Raw genomic sequence first — 18,007 nt, 5'->3', positions numbered from 1 at the left:
TTATGCTGCGGTCTTTCTTTCAACCAGTATAGGATGTTTTCGGTATTGTTGCCGGGGTATCCCTTTTTAGCTATGATATATTAAAACGCTTTCAGAAATGAACTTTTTATCATCTTAATTAAGCTAAGGAGATGACGGATATGAGTCATGAAACAACGGGTATCGAATATTTATTTCAAGATCCGAAGATTCATCTGAATGAGCGTGTACGGGATCTTGTGTCGCGACTAACCTTGGAGGAAAAGGTTGAATCCATGTTGCAATACCAGCCGTCCATTGACCGATTGGGAGTCGCAGCTTATAAGCACGGTACGGAAGCGGCACACGGGATAGCGTGGTTGGGTGAGGCGACTTCATTTCCTCAGCCTGTAGGATTGGCATGTACTTGGGATACGGAATTAATGCGCCTCATCGGCTCTGTTATCGCCGATGAGGCGCGTGTGTACTATCGGCGTGATCCCAAATTAAACGGTCTGACCCTGTGGGCACCTACAGTGGATATGGAGCGTGACCCGAGGTGGGGACGCAATGAGGAAGCTTACGGCGAAGATCCATATTTGACGGGAGAGCTGTCAAAGGAGTTAGTCAAGGGGATACAGGGGGATCATCCGGTATATTTGAAAGCGGTCGCCACTTTAAAACATTTTCTGGGTAACAATAATGAAGTGGATCGGGGAAGTGGCTCCTCCAGTATAGATCCACGAAACCTGCGAGAATATTACCTAAGAGCCTTTGAGAAGCCTTTTACGGAAGGCGGCGCCCAGTCGATGATGACTTCTTACAACCTGATTAATGGAACGCCTGCTACGGTATATTATGGGGTTAACGATATTGTCAGGGACGAATGGGGGATGGACGGTTTTGTCGTAAGTGATGCGGGTGATGTCATGGGGATTGTCAACGATCATCAGTATTACGATTCACACACGCCAGGTGTGGCCGAATCTATTCGGGCGGGAATTGACAGCATTACAGATGATGCAGAGCTCTCCAAACAGGCGATTCGTGAAGCCTTGGCGCAAGGAACGCTACAAGAAGAAGACTTGGATCGGGCATTGTTCCATACGTTCCGTGTCCGTTTTCGTTTGGGGGAATTTGATCCGGCGGCAGACAATCCTTATGCCTTAATCGGAGAGGAAGCTCTCCTGACAGAGCAAGCCCGTGAATTGTCGTTGCGTGCGGCGAGGGAGCAGATCGTATTGCTTAAAAATGAGCATGAACTCTTGCCTTTGAACCCTGCCCGGTGCGGCAAAGTAGCGGTCATTGGTACGCATGGCAATGAGGTGTACCGCGACTGGTATTCCGGTACGCTGCCCTACCGGGTTACACCGCTGGAGGCGATTCGTGCCAAACTGGAAGGTGAGGACGCAAAGGAACGCGTCGTGTACCGTGATGCCAAGAATCGCGTGACCTTGACGGCGGCGAATGACGGAGCGAAGCTCACAGTCGATTCTTCTGGTGAGATGCGCCTGTCCCAGGATGGAAAGCCCACGATATTGACCATGACGGATTGGGGCTATGGCAGTGTGACGTTACATGATGAGCATCTAGGTACTTACGTGACGAGTGATGAGGAGACGCTCCGTGTGACAGCTGATGAAGCGTATGGCTGGTATGTCAAAGAGGTCTTTGGGCTGACTCCTGTTGAACAAGGAGAGCATCTGTGGACAACATGGAATGGCAATTCAGTGATTGCCGGAATGGAGGGCTCATTAAAAGTAGTGGAGGCTGAAAAATCTGTACTTCACGCTGTAGAGAGTAACGCCTCGACAGCCTCGACAGTTTCAGGACAGAGCCATACAACATTCCAGGTAGAGACGGTGTCAGATGGTTTAGCGGAAGCGATAGCCGCTGCGCAAGCGGCAGATACAGCAATTGTATTTGTTGGAAATCACCCGCTCATCAATGGAAAGGAAGAGAATGACCGTCCAGGCTTGGAACTGGCAGCTTCCCAGCAACGGCTTATCGAGGAAGTGTATCGCGTCAATCCGAATACGATTGTGGTTCTGACGGGCAGCTATCCATTTGCCATCCCTTGGGTTCAGGAGCATATTCCAGCGATCGTATACACGTCTCATGCGGGACAAGAGCATGGTACAGCAATAGCGGATGTGTTATTTGGAGACTACGCGCCAGCGGGGCGTTTGAACATGACTTGGGTTCAGAGCGAGGATCAATTGGGCGACATTAAAGATTACGATATTATTCGCGGCGGTCGTACCTATCAATATTTTGAAGGTGAACCTTTATATCCGTTTGGCCATGGATTGACGTATTCGCCTTTTGAATATAATGACCTGCGTACGGATGCCCCAAAGGATAGCGTAAAGTCTATTGCTGCACTGAATGCCATGGATACGCTCCAGGTGTGGGTAGAGGTGACGAATCGGGGCGTGGCTGCTGGTGAAGAGGTTGTACAACTCTATGTACGTCCCGGTGCCTCACGAGTAAAGCGACCACTGAAGACATTGTGCGGTTTTCAACGTATTCGCCTAGACGCAGGTGAGACGCGAACGGTTTCCTTTACGATTCGGATGAAGGATTGGGCGATTTGGGATGTTACACGGGATTGCTATTGCGTTGAATCGGGTGTATATACACTGCTGGCAGGCGCTTCCTCAGCAGATATCCGGTTGGAGCACCCTGTGTACGTTCGTGGCGAAGTTATTCCACCACGCCAAGCCGGACGAAGTATCCGCGCTGAAAACTTTGATGATTGCTCCGACATCGTACTGGATGAAAGCAAGGAGCAAAGGGAGGCTTGTGTACGTCCGCGCACACCTCAACGTTCCGGTTGGATTGCCTTTCATGGCGTAGACATGGATACGGTGAGTGTGGTCGAGCTTCAGTGCCGCGTGTCAGGCAACAGTAGCGATGCCACAATTGAGCTGCGTTTGGACGCGCCGGACAGCGAAGCTGTGGCACGTGTGAATGTGGGCAATACAGGAGGGGCGCAAGCATGGGCTACGCTCGCGGAAGCGGTACATTCAGTCTCTGGCACACGTGATGTATACCTGTTGTTGAGCGGGGAAGTGCGGCTAGCTCATTTTACTTTGGGCGCTAATGCTACAGAGGATTCCGGCTTTCAGGCTTGAACTTACTTCTGACATCACGTACAATGCATTCAACGAAGTTTCTACAGCTTAGGGGTGTCATCTCATTTGAATAGTGAAAAACGACTACGCACCGCAACGCCCAAATGGCTTGGGGTGGCGGTAAAGGCGCTTGTCTATTTGGAAAAGTACGGAGAACTCTGTGCCAGCGGTTCTATTGCCCGTTCCATTGACTGTGAAGTCACTTTGGTGCGCAGGGTGCTGACACGACTTGTACAGGCAGATTTGATTGCAGCACGCGAAGGTCGTGAGGGAGGCTATGTGCTTACCCGTTCGGCCGACCATATTACACTTGCCGATATATACCACGCCATTGAAATATGTGATCCAATTTTCCCGGGTATGATGCATGAACCGGAAACCAATCCTTTTTGTGAGGAGTTGGCGATAGCCGTATCCGAAATTTTAGCCGAGAGCGAACGACGTATGCTAGAAGTATGGGGGTCCCATACGCTGGCTTCGCTTGCCAATCGTACATCACTCGTGGTGGGGAAATGCAATCATAATGAAGATTCAAAATGATAATAGCCGATACGACTCTCAAGAGAGGGTTGTATCGGCTATTTCTATGAAATGGTCATGCCTCAAATTATATTTCATATGAGCAAACCCGGTTACGTCCTGCATTTTTAGCTTCGTATAGTGCTTTATCTGCCTGCTCCAGCAGGGCTGCCCCGGACATATCTTCCCCGGTACCAGGAAAGGTCGTCACGCCGATGGACACCGTGATTTTAAGAACAAGATCGTCCGCTAAAATAAACTCGTGCTGATTTACTCCACTTAGAATCTGATTAGCTATGCGCAGCGCTTGTCGAAAAGCACAATTCGGCAAAAGCACAGTGAATTCTTCCCCCCCGCTGCGGGTGACTACATCATTAGGACGACATTTTTCCATTAAAATCTGCCCAAGCTGGCGCAGCACTGCATCTCCTGCCGCATGTCCGTAGGTATCGTTGACTTCCTTGAAGTGATCAATATCCAACACCAGTACAGATAAGTGCTCATGACGTTGGCGAGCTTGAGGGAGCTTCTCTTCCAATGAAAACTCAAGCTGTCTTCTGTTGCTTAAATTAGTGAGATGGTCTGTGTAGGAGGTATGCTCCAGTCGAAGTAACAGCTCATTGGATGTGTTGATAGATTCAGCAATGAGGTACAGAAGACATCCGCCGACCATGGAAATGAAGAATTGGAGCGGATACACGTGCAGAACATCATCAAGATCTTTTAAATTAACCATCAGGGAACAAAATATAAAGCCCAAAGCAAAAATGTTCATCATAATCAGCTTGGGCAAACGTGACCACGACAAATGTGACAGTATAGCGCACCCCAGACCGGCAAACAGCATAAAAATAGCGCCTACGATGGCTTGAGTGTTAATACCAAACAGTAATAATCTACCTACACATATAAACAGGGTAGCCATGAGTGCTGCTGGGGCGCCGATATACGTTGCGGTAGCTACGATGGCCAAATGACGAAGATCGGCAATCGTATTAAATCCTACTGGAATTGAATAGTACATCATAACTATGCCGTAGCACCCAAAAAGGGCGCCTCCAATCCAATGTACCTTACGCTTCAAGGTGTGCAGTCGGATTTTATATCTTTGTGATATAAGGCCTGTTATGTACAAAAAGGTGACAAGGATACAGGTATTTACAAAAAACGTACTAAACAAGATGCTAACCCTCCCGAGAGGCATATTCCTTCATTTTATCAAAAAAACTGACATTAAGCTTGCAAATGAAGAATTTATTGAAATTTATTACGCGGGTGCGCTTATAACGTTTCGTTCACATGTTTGGTGCATAACTGGGAATAGATTGAGCATACTCCAAAGATACAAGAATAAGGAAAAATGGGCGGTAGCTATTGCTGCCTTACTGGAGATGAGGTTTGCTCATGATTCGCTATCCCTATCGCAAACATAATAAAAAGTCGGGTGCGGACAAGAATAAAGGAAATTCTTCACGTTCTTTAAAGATCGAGGCTCATTTGGATACCAACTTGCAGCAAATTAAGGAATCGACGTCAAACAGCCCAGACTTCTTGATTCGCCGTTTTAATGTCGGACTAAAGGCGGATGTTCCTGCCGCCATTGTATTTCTAGATAGTATGGTCAAGACGGATACGGTGAATGAGCTCGTCATGAAATCATTGCTTAGCCGCCCATCTGCCGAGGTGGCTGCTGAGGTAGAAAGTGCAGAAGAGCTTTACAATCGGATACAGGCTCATGCGCTGGAACTGGGTGAAGTGAAGGATTGCGATGATTGGAATTCCATGATGGAACAACTCTTGATGGGAGATACGATCATTCTGCTGGAAGGCTGTAAAAAAACCATCGCATGCGGCACACGCGGAGGAGAGACGCGGGGGGTTAACGAGCCCTCCACACAGTCTGTCGTCCAGGGGCCGAAGGATGGATTTGTGGAATCCCTGTTCACGAACGTCTCTCTTGTACGTCGGCGGATTAAAAGCTCCGATCTTACGATGGAGATGTTCAAAGTGGGAAGTACGTCCCTCACGAATGTGGCCATACTGTATATGAAAAATATTGCAGATTCAAGTGTCGTAGATGAAGTTCGCAAACGAGTAAAAGCCATCAATATTGACGCCATATTTGAATCCGGCATGGTAGAAGAGATGATACAGGACCAAAATCTCACACCATTTCCAACGATCTATAACTCGGAAAGACCGGATACGATTAGCAGCAACATTATGGAGGGTCGGGTGGCACTCATTGTGGATGGAAATCCATTTGTACTGGTGATGCCTACTGTATTTGCTCAATTTTTTCAAAGTTCTTCCGATTATTCGGAACGTTATGACATGGCAACTGTCATCCGAGTCATACGTTATATCAGCTTTATTATTCTGATTTTGGGGCCTTCTCTCTACATCGCCTTAACCACTTATCATTATGAAATGATACCAACCCCACTGCTGATCAGCATACTAGCGCAGCGGGAATCCGTTCCTTTTCCGGCATTTCTGGAGGCGTTTATTCTGGAAATCACCTTTGAAATCTTGCGAGAAGCAGGTATTCGAATGCCCCGTGTGGGCGGACAAACGGTATCCGTTATCGGTGCGCTTGTATTGGGACAAGCGGCTGTGGAGGCTGGAATTGTCACCCCGCTGCTCACGATTGTAGTAGCGCTAACGGGGATTGCCAGCTACGCGATTCCGGCATATAACATGGCGGTAGCCGGGAGACTGTTCCGGTTTGTTTTTATGGTGCTGGCTGCATTTATGGGGCTGTATGGCATTACATTGGGGCTCATTGCGCTGATCGCCCATATGAACAGCCTTCGCTCTTTTGGGGTACCCTACATGGCCCCTTTCAGTCCTTTTGTGCTGGAGAGTCAAAAGGATGCGGTATTGCGAATGCCATTTTGGATGATGCGGAAACGTCCTAAAAGTATTACATCAACGAATCAGACACGAATGAAGGATGGAAGCGGGATTTCCCCTTCCGATAAAACTTCACCAATGCGGGAGGGGGGCGCTCAGGGTGCATCTGGAGAAGGGGAGTAAACGAAGCACAGTAACCTTTAAATGGAGAATATGGATGCTGAGTTTGGTGGGGCTACTAGTCATGCCGCTTCTCTCTGGCTGCTGGGATTCAGTGGAGTTGAACCAGCGGGCAGTAGTCGCGGCTATAGGCATTGATGCGGATGGGGAATCGGATTATGTGGTTTCCCTACAGATTATCGTAGCGGATGAAATTGCCGGGGCTAAGGCCCGAGGAAATACCCCAGTCGTGCTGTTTCAGCAAAAGGGAAGCAACCTTTTTCAAGTGATTCGCAAAGCTTCACAGAAGATTCCGCGGGTAGTTTCTCTGGCCCATGCGAGGATTGTCGTTTTTGGAGAAAAGCTGGCTCGACGTGGTATCGGGGATACGTTGGATTATTTGGAAAGGGCCGCGGAGCCCCGACTAACGATGAAAATGCTGGTAGCACGCGGTGAAACGGCCAAGAACGTACTGGCATCCATGACTGCAATCGGTCGTATTCCTGCTAATGATATCTCGGGTAAGCTGGAAGCGTCCCAGCGTATGTACGCCGGGGATTACGCAGTGAGTCTAGACGATGTTATCCGGAGTATGTCCAATAAAGGTAGTGGCCCTGTCCTTACTGGTGTAGAAGTAGAAGGTAATTTGGAGCAGGCTCCCCTTAAGGCTAACGTGGATACTATTTTGCCCGAAGCGGTTGTTCGCATTAACGGTATGGGTGTGTTCCGTAAGGATCGTCTCGTCCATTGGCTGGACGATAACCGAGCTATTGGATTATCTATAGTAAACAATAAAGTGAAAAGTGCTGAAACCGCGTTGAGCTGCGGCAAAAAAGGTGAAACCATTGGAATCGAAACCTTGTATTCTAAAACACATGTACACAGTCTGATCGAGCAAGGGAAGCCGGTATTTGTTATTAATTTGGAGCAGACCGGGACGATTCAGGAAGCCGAGTGCTCGATTGACTTAAAAAGTCCAGAGGTTATGTATAGCTTGCAGAAACAGTGGGGAGAAGAAACAAAAAAAGTGATTACTTCAACGGTTAAGGAGGTTCAGCGTAGCCGTAGTGATGTACTCGGCCTAGGCCATGCACTGGAGAAAAGCCATCCTGAACAGTGGAAAAAACTCTCACCTGAATGGAGCCGCTATTTTGCAGAAAGCACCGTTCGTGTTCAGGTGACTTCGGTACTGAAGCATACACAGTCACGGACTAGCCCTTATTCAAAGGGAGAGTCCAATTAGTGAAATCGGGAAAGGAGGGAAGGCATTGAAAAAGATACAAATCGACGCAAAAGAGATGATTTCCCTGATGATGCTGTTTGAGTTGGGGACGTCCATGATGTCTATTCCCGGAAGAGATGCGGGCAAGGATGCGTGGATTGCTATTCTTATCGCCGCAGGTTTGGGAGCCCTACTTTTTCTATGCTACGGCAGCCTTCACCGCCACTTTCCCGACCTACTCATGACACAGTACTGCAAGGTGCTCCTGGGCAAAACTGCTGGGAGCGTGCTTGCCTTTTTATATATTGTGTTTTTTCTTTACGGTGGAGCACGCGATCTTCGAGATACTGGAATACTGATTGCCGACCGGACATTACAGCATACGCCGTTAACTATCGTCTGTGTCCTGATGATTGGTCTTGTTATGTATGTGATGCATTTGGGAATTGAGGTCGCAGGCCGCACGGGACTTATGCTGTTATTTTTGCTGCTGCTGCTGGGCTTCGCTACGAATATCATGATTTTATTGTCAGGCATTGTTCATATGAGCAATATATTGCCTATTGCTCAGCATGGCTGGCAGCCGGTATGGGAGGTTGTCTATTCACAAGCCTTGATGTTGCCATACGGTGAGATGGTCACGTTTGCGATGATCCTTCCCACATTAAAGAAAGGCTACCGTGCCAACGGGGTTGGGGTCACCGCTGTATTGTTGGGAGGCGCAATCCTGTCTTTTGTTACACTGTCAAATGTGGTTGTGCTTGGGGAGGACGTATTCAAACGGGCCACTTACCCGCTGCTTTCTATGATCAGCAAGGTGGAAATATCAGATTTCGTCGATAGAGTGGATGTAATTGGGGTCATGACTGTCATTATTTTTGATTTTTTCAAAATTTTTATTTTCTATTATGCGGCGGTTAAGGCTGCTGAAGATGTATTACGTGTTTCATACCATAAACTGATTCTGCCGTTTGGGCTTATCATGCTTGTTTCTTGCGTGTTGATGGCTCAGGGCTATCAAGAACATCTTACAACAGGCAAGTTTGTACTGAAATGGGTGTTTCCGATATTTGCTGTGTTCTTTCCTTTCTTGTTGCTTATGGTGTCATGGCTGAAAAAGTTTCGCAACAAAAAAAGAAAGGAGTATGCCTCGTGAGTCATCGTCTTGAAAACAAAACATACATCAGCACGGGGCAATTGCTCATTCTTATGTTTCATTTTCTTACAGGCAACGCAATTACCATTAATATGGATAGTTATATGCAGCGGGACACCTGGATTATCCAACTCGTTGCTATGATTCTGGGTATGGTATTGTTCCGAATGTACTGCTACACAGCTGAAACGTTCCCTGGTAAGCCTCTCACAACCTATGCTAGCGAATTGGTCGGTCATGCATGTGGAACAGTCATGGGAGTATTATATATTTTGTTTTTTTTATTTCTAACAGGCGGGAATTTGCGCGATGAGACAGAGCTAATTCGTATTTCCGTACTGGAGCAAACGCCCAACCTCGTCGTTGCCTTCCTTATGGTTTTGTGCGTAATGTATGTCCTTTGGTTAGGATTTGAAGTATTAGCTCGAACAGGACAAATCATGCTTATTGCAGTGGTGACCGTCATTTTTGTGGGAAATGTACTGTTGATTTTATCGGACAGCATTCATTTGCATGAGCTGACGCCGGTGATGGAGCATGGTTTTAAATCTGTGCTTCATTCAGCCATTCGGGAACATTTGGCATTTCCATACGCAGAAATGATTTGTTTTATGATGTTCGTGCCCCATTTGGAAAAAACGTCGCAGATGGCCAGAACAGGCTATGCGGGCATTATCGTAGGTGGTTTCGTTTTAGCTGAAGCCGCAATACTAAATGTGGCTGTTATGGGCACTGACATTGCACAGCGCTCCATCTTTCCTTTACTCAGCACATTTGGGAATGTACAATTTTCAGAATATTTACAGCGTCTGGATGTGATTGTTCTGATGACGATGATTGTGGGCGATTTTTTTAAAATTGCCCTGTTCTTCTATGCTGCGGTGCTCGGGATCTCCGATATTTTTAACCTCCCCTACCGGAAAACACTACTTTTTGTCGGGATCATTGTCTTACTGTGGTCACAGGTACAAACACCCAGCATGATTGAGCACCTTTCTCTTGGACGATTATCGTTTATTTATATTCATCCGTTATTTGTTTACATCTTTCCCTTGCTGCTCTTTTTGGCCGCTCTTTTGCATCGAAGCAGAGTTAGAACCCGAGGAAGAAGCGGAAACTTTCAGAAAACGGGACCATCGTGAAAAGAGGAAGTGAAATCCGTATTTAATTTGTTTTTTTGCCACGGTCACAAAGAATACGAGCAGCATTCCTGCCAAGACGATATATTCGGATGGACGCATAGTGCTAAAAGCCAATGCCATCGGCTCCCACGGGGTATGAGTACTGAATAGCCAGTTCACTAGCAGATTGGTGCCAAGCATAAGCATCATGAAGAGTGTGAATATCCACAGTATTTTCATAAAATATTCCTCCGATGTGTATGAGCTGAGATGTACCATGTATACATTGTGTTGCAAAGCCGTTCAATTTATCCGATCCCATTGACTTGAAATAAATTAAGATTTATACTTATTCTAAATTGATCTTTATTATGATTGTAAGTTTGTAATTAATATAATCTGCGTTGGTTAAGGGAGATGCGGCATGAGAACTTTAAATTTAACTTCGCAGCGCCAAGCGGTATATGATGTGGTTCGTGAAGCCCACGATCATCCTACTGCGGCCGATGTTATGAATCGGTTGATGGAGCGCGGATATAATCTGGCCTATGGAACGGTATATAATTCACTGCGTTATTTGACGGATAAGGAATTAATCCGTGAATTGAAGCTGGGGGAAGCTGCTAGTCGTTATGACGGACGGATGGACGATCATCAGCATATTATTTGTCAGGTATGCGGCCGGGTAGATGAAGTGATGAGTGAAGTCCCACATGATTGGATTGACACGGTTGCGCATGAAACGGGGTATACTATTGCCCATGCCCATGTCGTATTCGGAGGAGTGTGTAAGGAATGTCAAAGCAAGCGAATCAGATAACGAATCGTTTCAAAGTGGCTGACATGCCTAGAAGGGTGAAGGGGAGTTGGACATCGATGTTAGCAGCTCCCTCTACACCTACGGTGCAGACCGTTCCCTCCAATGAGCCTTTGTATTGTCCGACCACACGTCGTATCATTCTAATCAGTTCGGTACCGGGTGTAGTTCACGGGTTGGTGAGTACGTTGTCAGATGCGTGTTTTGATGTGATGGTTTTTCATCGCTGGGAGCCTGAAGTGCAGCGTCATCTGGGAAGCGATCTGTTGATTTACGATTTGACCGCCACCGAACCACAGAGTGAATTACTGGATATCCGCAATCGTCTGGAGGTAGAACACATGAAAGACACACCGGTTATGTACGTGGTTCAGGATCGGGTGTCTGTACATGCGAATGAGCTGCTTCCTTCAGAAGAGGTGCTGGTGTGGCCGCTGGCTTCCAATCATATGGTGCATGACATTGAACGGATGATTGTACGCCATCCTGCCGTTTCCCGTCAGGCGACGCAAGCCAGCCGTCGTACGGTGTTCAAGGACATCTGGATTGACCGAGATAAAATGCTGGTATATAAAGAAGAGAGTCAACTGAATCTGACTAAAACAGAATACGATTTGCTGCTGAAGCTGATTGATGCTCAAGGCAAAGTGATCTCTCGCGAGCAAATGATGCACGATATCTGGGAGACGGATTTTGTAGGCGGCAGTAACGTTGTAGATGTGCATGTCAAAAGTTTGCGTAAGAAGCTAGATGATCGACCTGCGGAACCTGAATATATTGCAACCGTAAGAGGTGTAGGATACAGATTGGCAGATTGACCTGAAAGTTATGAATACCGATGAATTTCCGCCGGATGGAGACATTCGGCGGTTTGTATATGATTCCATGAAGAAACTGACATTAGGTGTGACGGTTGACTTTAGCCGGATATATACACTACAATCGGTAGTGTGAGGTGCTTCTTATGAAACGACTGAATTTTAAAGCTGGCGAAACCGGGCTTAACCGATTTTTCGGGCCTCTGGAAGCCAAGATTATGGATATTTTATGGTCCACTTCGGATCGGAGTATCAAAGAAGTGCAGACCGCGTTGGAGGGGGATCGGGACTTTAACTTCAATACGGTAATGACCGTGATGAACCGTTTAGTGGACAAGGGAATACTAAGTAAGAGTATACGTGGGAGAACGTCTTTATATCGTCCAGTTTTAAGTAGGGAAGAGTTCATGGATGAGCAATCCAAGGGACTGAGTCACGAATTGGTGGATGAATTTGGTCCGCTTGCTGTCAATCATATGATTGATGCTCTGGAGGTGGCCGATCCGAAGTTGATCGAACGTCTGGAACAAAAAATTAAACAATGGAAAAAGGATATGTAGCGATGTGGAAAACACGTTCTAAATTACTGTTTACAGCAGGCGCCTTGATTTCGGGTTTCGCCCTTATACAGATGGGTATGTACGCCGGGCAGCATGTTTTCGGCTGGAAATTGAATTATAACGTGTTTCAAATTTGCAGAAGTTTGTTGCAGCACTACGGAATTGGCTACATGGTGGATGCGCTCAGCGGGCTGGTTTTCGTTACCTTTGCTATCGCTGGAGGAGAAGCAGTCAGACAGTGTATGGCTACCAGGGCAGCTTTTCGCAGACTGCACCGAATGCGTGACCTCTCTCTGACCGAAGCACTGGGTGAGCGATATCGTGAACTCGGGACCGATCGGATATGGGTCATTGATTATGCCAAGCCAGCCGCCTTTACCATGGGATTATGGAAGCCACGCATTGTATTGTCCTCTGCACTATTGTCCGTACTGGACAAGCACGAGGAAGAGGCTGTCATATACCACGAAGCCTATCATATGAAACATTATGATCCGTTGAAGACCTGGTTGCTGCAAGTGTGTGCTAAACAGCTGTTTTACTTGCCAGTGCTGCGTCACATTACCAATCATTATAAGACGGCCCGTGAAATTTTGGCTGATAACGAAGCGATTCATCGAGCCGGTTCACCCGTTGGGATTGGGAGCGCATTGCTCAAGCTTTTGAGTATGACGCCTGCCAATACTCGCCTGGTAAACTCCGCCGCTTGTTCCTCGTTTGCAGAAACGTCCATTAATTATCGTATCTCACGTATTTTAGACCCTCAGCAAGAACCTGTCATTCAAATGCCTTGGCGTTCGATTATGTTTTCCAGCTATGTGCTAGTGATGCTGACACTTATGTTCGCACTGGCGCTAATCTAGTTGGACAAGATGTTTCTTACGGGTGGCGCTTTTCGCGCTCCCGATTCTCAATGTGCAATACACTACAGTATGTAGTTTGTTGCAGGATTTTTATACAATTTAAAAGGAGATGAGCAAATGAATCAAACGCTTATGAATATTGGATTATTGTTGGTACGAATCTTTACAGGGGTTATTTTTATCGTTCACGGTGCACAAAAGTTTCAGGGATTAGACGGAACCTCCGGCTTCTTCCAAAGTATCGGACTCCCTGGTTGGATGGCCCCTGTGGTCGCTACGGTTGAGCTGGTTGGAGGAATTGCACTGGTTCTGGGTATCGGAACACGACTGGCTGGAGCGGCATTGACCATTGTTATGATTGGTGTATTGCTAACCGCTAAAAAAGGACAGCCTTTTGGCTCGATTGAATTTGATCTGCTGATTCTGTTCACCAGCCTTCAGCAAGCGCTTGTCGGTGGACGTTTTCTGGCAGTGGATCAGTTGTTTGGCCGCAAAAAGACTGAAAACAGTAACGTACAGGTCTAAATGTTCATATAACCGCGTCCTTAGTCTTATAGGGCGCGGTTTTTGTTTTTCTCCTTTGTGAAATTTTATTGTAAATCATTTGCTACTTTCAACCGATATAACTAACACGGAATGTAATTCAAATATATTGTTTTATGAGCAAAGGGGAAAAAACATGGGAACAACGCGAAAGAGAAAAACGATATGGACACTCAGGAACAAGCTAAGTTTAGGCTTTTTACTTGTTTTGCTGATTCCGAGCTTAAGTATTTCCACTGCGACCTATAAATCATCATATAATGCTATGGAGAAACAGCTCCACGGCAGTGCGAATCAGGGGGTAGCGACAGCTAACTCCATTATTGAGTACGCAATCGCCAGTAAAATTAAAGATGCGAGTTATTTGGCGGAGCGTCTGGACGGTTCGATGATAGATGGTCGAAACAGCCCTTTGATTCAGCCCAAGCTGATCCAATACAAGGGTTTGCACGAAGATGCAACGGATATTTTTGTTGGTACACCGGAGGGGCTGATGATCCGGGGGGTGCCCAAGGAGGATGAAGGGACATTTGACCCTCGCACACGTCCATGGTACATCGAAGCGATGAAGCAGCCCGGTAAGGTTGCAATTACGCCTGTGATCATCAATTCATCGGGTATTCCTGTTGTCGTAGTATCTCAGACGCTTTCCGACAAGTCCGGGGTTATCGGGATTTCTCTAAATCTGGAGAGTGTACGTAAACTGGCCTCTATCAAAGTGGGCCAGGAGGGGTATATCATCATTTTGGATCATACGAAGAAATTCGTAGTCCATCCTACGGCTAAAGCGGGCTCATCTCCTCAGGAGAATTCGCTTGATAGGTTGTATACTGCGCCGAGCGGGAACTTCAACTATATGCATGAAGGTCGCGAGAAATATTTGACCTATGTAACGAATACGGATACCGGCTGGAAAATTGCAGGTACCTTCTATCAATCCGAGATTAGCGATGCCACCGCTGCCATGCGTTATGTAACCATTTTCGTGCTGGCTGCCTCACTGGTGATTGCGCTTATCGCGATTTTCCTGATTACCCGTTCTGTTTTGGTACCGATTCGTAAGCTGCAAAAATCAGCAGAACGAATCAGTGAAGGAGATTTGACGGGCGATTTGGAAACTGGAAAAACGGATGAGGTGGGCGAATTGTCTGCTCACTTTCAAACCATGGTGGATAGTTTGCGCACGATGATTCGAAGCGTACACGAAACGACAGATCGGGTGAGTTCTTCAGCGGAGGAGCTGGCTGCGGGTGCAGATCAGACAACCCAAGCGATTGAGCATGTCACCATTGCTATCCAGGAAGTAGCTGTGGGCAGCGAACGTCAGGTGGAGAGCGTCAAGCACGGCTCCGTAAATATGGAGGAGCTTGCTCAGCAAGCAGCGAACGTATCCGAGCGTATGGTGGGCGTATCTGAACATGTGAAGATGAACGCCGAGTCGGCTCAGGAGGGCAGCAAGGCTGCTACGCAGGCTGTCCAGAAGATGCATGACATCGATGAGACCGTTAACGATCTCGGACAGGCCATGGACTCTCTCAATGAGCGCTCCGGTGAAATCGTGAATATTATCAGCGTTATATCCGGTATTGCCAAACAGACGAATCTTTTAGCTCTGAATGCGTCCATTGAGGCCGCACGTGCTGGGGATCATGGTAAGGGATTTGCCGTGGTCGCTACGGAGGTACGTAAGCTAGCTGAGGAATCAGCGAAATCGGCTACTTTGATCTCGGAGCGCATTGAAGCGATGCAGGTGGATATGAATCATGCTCTGGGCGCTATGCATCAAGCGCGGACACGGGTGACGGAAGGCATTGATTCGGTAACCACGTCTGAGCAATCCTTTGCGGAGATCAGCCAGGCCGTGGAACGAGCTATGGTACATATCAATGACATTACCGGAGTGACTCAGGAAATGGCACGGGGGACTGTAGGCGTCGTAGATATTATGAGCGATATTGCCCACATTTCGGACGAGGCAGCGAGCAACACCGAGTCGATCTCAGCAGCGGCTGAGCAACAGCTTGCTTCTATTGAGGAAATTGCTTCATCTACAGCGGACCTGAGCCAAATGGCAGAGGAATTGCGTGAACTGGTTGGACGTTTTCAGGTTGAAGGAAAATCCTAAAATGATAAAAAGCGCCCGGATACAGGAGATTGTACTCTGTATCCAGGCGCTTTTTAATGTTTTTAGCATAATTTCTGGTTTGCAGGGTTAGAAGTTAACGTTGGAAGGACTTGCGGCGATCCAGACGGAAACGGACATCCCGTGAGCTGTCGGAAGGACGCAGCGAACTTCTCTGAAACATATTGTTCAGAATCAGTGCGAAAATGACTAGCACTGTCCCATATAGTTCAAAACGGCTAATGACATAACCTTGGAAGTACATGAGTACCAGCGTGGTAATCGGTACAAAGTTAATAAATAGAATTCCGTTCAGTGGAGACAGCTTTCGGATTCCGGCATTCCAGCTAAGCAGGGCAGCTAGCCCTGGAAGCAGGATCATAAAGCTCATTTCGTATTTAACTGACCACACAGCCTGCCAGTCCGGCACCACAATCCAGTTGAAAGCAGAGGCAAATGTGACGACTACGAAGGAGACGAGAGTTCCAAGCAGGCAGGTTAGGGTTGAATACCGAAGAGTAGACCATCCTGCAAAGTGGCTGCCTCCCATGGAATATACGACCCATCCGACGACGCCTACGAAAATAAGCAACAGCGGCAGTAAATGTTGTCCGGCAAGTGTGAAAAAGGTCCATTTTCCGTTCGTGATCACAAGTAAAGCCCCAGCCAGCGCAATCACCATGCTGATTAGTGTATATTTCGGAGGCATTTTACGGGTCATGACCCACACCATCGCAATGGAAATCATCGGCATTAGCACTTCCATTATAGAAGCTACCAGAGTACCTGCTGCCCCCATCGCGTGCTGTCCCTGGAAAACGGCCATATTATAAATGGTGAATCCCATGGTCCCAAAGAATAACAACGTCTTGCCCTTGCCCTCAAAGCGAAATGCCGTCCGTCCCTCTTTGAGCCACAATAGCACGACTAAAATGAGTGTAACCGATAAATAGCGCAAAAATGAAAAGTACAGTGGATTGATATGTTGTAATGCAATGTGCGAAACCGGAAACATCGCCCCCCAGGACATACTGGCGATTAGGCATAATAAAGATCCGGTCATGATTTGTCTGTTCATGGTGTACAAAAGCTCCTCCTTGCCGGTCTCAGCGGACATATCTTATGGACACATCATAAAGGATAGGAAGCTGTTGGTAAAATGATTGAAAATAAACATTATGATCATTTAAAATGATAATAAGTGACAAGGCGCGTCAATTTTGATGGCCCCTTGTCCTTCACAATAAGGGGGAGCAGTAGTGGATCTGAACGATTTAAACATTTTCCAGACGGTGGCTGCGCATGGCAGTGTCAGCAAGGCTGCAGCCGAGCTTAGCTATGTCCAGTCCAATGTAACGGCCAGAATCAAGCTGCTCGAAAAGGAACTGCAAACGCCTTTATTTAATAGACATAAGCGGGGAATGATCCTCAATGCAGAGGGCAAGCGTCTGCTGCAATATACGAAAAGCATTTTATCGCAATTTGAGGAAATGAAACATGCGTTTCAGAATACCTCTACACCTTCGGGGGTACTGGAGATTGGCATTGTGGAGACTGTCATTGCCCTCCCAGCCATTTTACATGCTTACTATAGCAAGTACCCGGATGTCGAGTTGTCCCTCAAGGCTGGGGTTACAGAGTCTCTGGTGCAGGAGGTTGCAGAGATGCGGCTGGATGGAGCTTTTGTGACCGGGCCGGTCAAGCATCCGCTGATTGAACAGTTTGATGTGTTTCAGGAAAAACTGGTCCTCGTATCCCAAGGAGATGACTTTTCTGTCGAGGATCTTACAACCCGTCCACTCCTGCTGTATAAAAAAGGTTGCGGCTACCGGGGACGGCTGGAAACTTGGCTCAAGATGGAGGGGATTATTCCCAAGCAGATTATGGAGTTTGGGACATTTGAGACGATTATCGGCAGTGTGGCGGCTGGTATTGGAATGACTGTTTTTCCCGAATCGTCGATCAGCGGGCTGGTGGCTCAAGGCCTTGTATGCGGTCATGCGATGCCTGAGCCGTACAATGAAGTAACAACGGTGTTTATCCGGCGTAAGGAAGCCTTTGTTACCAGTACTTTGCAGTCTTTTATAGATGAGATTATCACTCAGACAGAGGCGTAGCTTTATCGCTTGGGCTCGGTTACAATGAGAGGGATTTGA

15 protein-coding genes are annotated in these 18,007 nt (G+C 47.2%); 13 read left to right on the top strand and 2 right to left on the bottom strand.

Annotated elements, in window-relative coordinates; translation table 11 throughout:
- The first annotated feature begins 140 nt into the window (after nt 1-140).
- Nucleotides 141-3,095, top strand: a complete 2,955-nt coding sequence (locus ACUYLD_RS15495; protein WP_446675448.1) for a glycoside hydrolase family 3 C-terminal domain-containing protein — start codon at nt 141-143, stop codon at nt 3,093-3,095.
- A gap of 66 nt (nt 3,096-3,161) precedes the next feature.
- Nucleotides 3,162-3,635 (top strand): Rrf2 family transcriptional regulator, encoded by a 474-nt coding sequence (locus tag ACUYLD_RS15490; protein WP_322158887.1) that lies wholly within the window; start codon nt 3,162-3,164, stop codon nt 3,633-3,635.
- Between the two features lie 67 nt (nt 3,636-3,702).
- On the opposite strand, the gene ACUYLD_RS15485 is transcribed toward ACUYLD_RS15490, so the two are convergent.
- Entirely contained in the window at nt 3,703-4,794 is a 1,092-nt protein-coding gene (locus ACUYLD_RS15485; RefSeq protein ID WP_322158886.1) for a diguanylate cyclase, read from the bottom strand.
- A 224-nt stretch (nt 4,795-5,018) separates the two neighbouring features.
- Between ACUYLD_RS15485 and ACUYLD_RS15480 the strand changes: the two genes are divergently transcribed.
- The 10 genes from ACUYLD_RS15480 (at nt 5,019) to ACUYLD_RS15435 (ending at nt 15,854) form a co-directional block, all read left to right on the top strand.
- Nucleotides 5,019-6,653: a spore germination protein gene (locus tag ACUYLD_RS15480; RefSeq protein WP_446675447.1), complete on the top strand. Its 1,635-nt coding sequence runs from the start codon at nt 5,019-5,021 to the stop codon at nt 6,651-6,653.
- Nucleotides 6,631-7,872 carry a Ger(x)C family spore germination protein gene (locus ACUYLD_RS15475; protein WP_446675446.1) on the top strand — a complete coding sequence of 414 codons (1,242 nt, stop codon included), beginning with the start codon at nt 6,631-6,633 and terminating at the stop codon, nt 7,870-7,872. The genes ACUYLD_RS15480 and ACUYLD_RS15475 overlap by 23 nt, the downstream gene beginning before the upstream one ends.
- 25 nt (nt 7,873-7,897) lie before the next feature.
- Nucleotides 7,898-9,007 (top strand): GerAB/ArcD/ProY family transporter, encoded by a 1,110-nt coding sequence (locus ACUYLD_RS15470; RefSeq protein WP_250260198.1) that lies wholly within the window; start codon nt 7,898-7,900, stop codon nt 9,005-9,007.
- On the top strand, nt 9,004-10,149 hold the full coding sequence (locus ACUYLD_RS15465) for a GerAB/ArcD/ProY family transporter (RefSeq protein ID WP_446675445.1): 1,146 nt from the start codon (nt 9,004-9,006) through the stop codon (nt 10,147-10,149). The genes ACUYLD_RS15470 and ACUYLD_RS15465 overlap by 4 nt, the downstream gene beginning before the upstream one ends.
- Nucleotides 10,150-10,552: 403 nt before the next feature.
- Complete coding sequence (locus tag ACUYLD_RS15460) at nt 10,553-10,948, top strand: Fur family transcriptional regulator (protein ID WP_069290605.1); 396 nt, start codon at nt 10,553-10,555, stop codon at nt 10,946-10,948.
- Nucleotides 10,924-11,763 (top strand): response regulator transcription factor, encoded by an 840-nt coding sequence (locus tag ACUYLD_RS15455; RefSeq protein WP_069290604.1) that lies wholly within the window; start codon nt 10,924-10,926, stop codon nt 11,761-11,763. The genes ACUYLD_RS15460 and ACUYLD_RS15455 overlap by 25 nt, the downstream gene beginning before the upstream one ends.
- Nucleotides 11,764-11,909: 146 nt before the next feature.
- Nucleotides 11,910-12,323: a BlaI/MecI/CopY family transcriptional regulator gene (locus tag ACUYLD_RS15450; RefSeq protein ID WP_039271686.1), complete on the top strand. Its 414-nt coding sequence runs from the start codon at nt 11,910-11,912 to the stop codon at nt 12,321-12,323.
- 2 nt (nt 12,324-12,325) lie between these two features.
- A complete protein-coding gene (locus ACUYLD_RS15445) occupies nt 12,326-13,186 on the top strand; it encodes a M56 family metallopeptidase (RefSeq protein WP_069290603.1) in 861 nt (286 codons plus the stop codon).
- Between the two features lie 117 nt (nt 13,187-13,303).
- The gene (locus ACUYLD_RS15440) at nt 13,304-13,711 is read left to right on the top strand and encodes a DoxX family protein (RefSeq protein WP_341162852.1); all 408 of its coding nucleotides are present in this window, start codon (nt 13,304-13,306) and stop codon (nt 13,709-13,711) included.
- Between the two features lie 154 nt (nt 13,712-13,865).
- Entirely contained in the window at nt 13,866-15,854 is a 1,989-nt protein-coding gene (locus ACUYLD_RS15435; protein ID WP_250266867.1) for a methyl-accepting chemotaxis protein, read from the top strand.
- A gap of 94 nt (nt 15,855-15,948) precedes the next feature.
- Here ACUYLD_RS15435 and ACUYLD_RS15430 read toward each other — a convergent pair whose 3' ends face one another.
- Complete coding sequence (locus ACUYLD_RS15430) at nt 15,949-16,929, bottom strand: DMT family transporter (RefSeq protein ID WP_250266866.1); 981 nt, start codon at nt 16,927-16,929, stop codon at nt 15,949-15,951.
- Nucleotides 16,930-17,110: 181 nt separating this feature from the next.
- On the opposite strand from ACUYLD_RS15430, the gene ACUYLD_RS15425 reads away from it, so the two are divergent.
- Nucleotides 17,111-17,968 carry a LysR family transcriptional regulator gene (locus tag ACUYLD_RS15425; protein ID WP_254326197.1) on the top strand — a complete coding sequence of 286 codons (858 nt, stop codon included), beginning with the start codon at nt 17,111-17,113 and terminating at the stop codon, nt 17,966-17,968.
- Nucleotides 17,969-18,007: the final 39 nt, after the last annotated feature.

Source organism: Paenibacillus sp. SER-28, assembly GCF_052906305.1.
This window is presented reverse-complemented; position numbering and strand designations above follow the sequence as displayed.